The following is a 563-nucleotide window of genomic DNA, read 5'->3' as shown; positions in this document are numbered from 1 at the left end:
CCGATTTGGACAGCATGTATTGTTTGGCTCGCTGGTATTTTTTCCATTGGCGAGATCCTTTTTTACATTTCGATTGCAGGCGCTGGATTTCGGCGAGTTTCTTATTGCGCAAACGGTGAAGGGCCCGGATTTTCCTGCCTGTCACGATCAAGGCTTGCCCATTTTCACAGAAAGCAGCCAGCGTGTGAATTTCACCCAGGTCCACCCCAACCGCTTGTCCGGCTTGATATTCCTTCTTCTCTTGTCCATCTTCAAACGAAACGGCCAGATACAGTCCGTTGTTATAACACAATTCGATTTCCTTGATGTGTCCTTGTGGCAGATTCGATGCATGAACGACGATCGGCTTTTCCCGTTTTCCGTTGTGGATGCCCATGGAGAGTTCGATTTTTCCGTTTGGATGAATCTTGAAGCCGTCTTTGGCCCATTTGGTGTTGTAATGGTTCTTTTTCTTGTAGGGGTAGCGTGTGGTTGTCCTTCCTTTTTTGATCGCTTGATAAGAGGCGTCTCTGGCGAAAAGGTATTTGTGGCAAACGGCCTGGATGGATTGGCTATGTAAGTAG

At 47.4% G+C, this 563-nt stretch carries 1 protein-coding gene; it reads right to left on the bottom strand.

What is annotated here, in order from left to right; all coding sequences use genetic code 11:
• The coding region (locus ADA01nite_RS21810) for a transposase (RefSeq protein ID WP_146812521.1) at positions 1 to 563 on the bottom strand (563 nt) is incomplete at both ends.

The sequence above is a fragment of the Aneurinibacillus danicus genome, assembly GCF_007991215.1.
GTDB classification, from domain to species: Bacteria; Bacillota; Bacilli; order Aneurinibacillales; family Aneurinibacillaceae; genus Aneurinibacillus; species Aneurinibacillus danicus.
The sequence above is the reverse complement of the archived record's forward strand: the minus strand, read 5'-3'. Positions and strand labels throughout refer to the sequence as shown.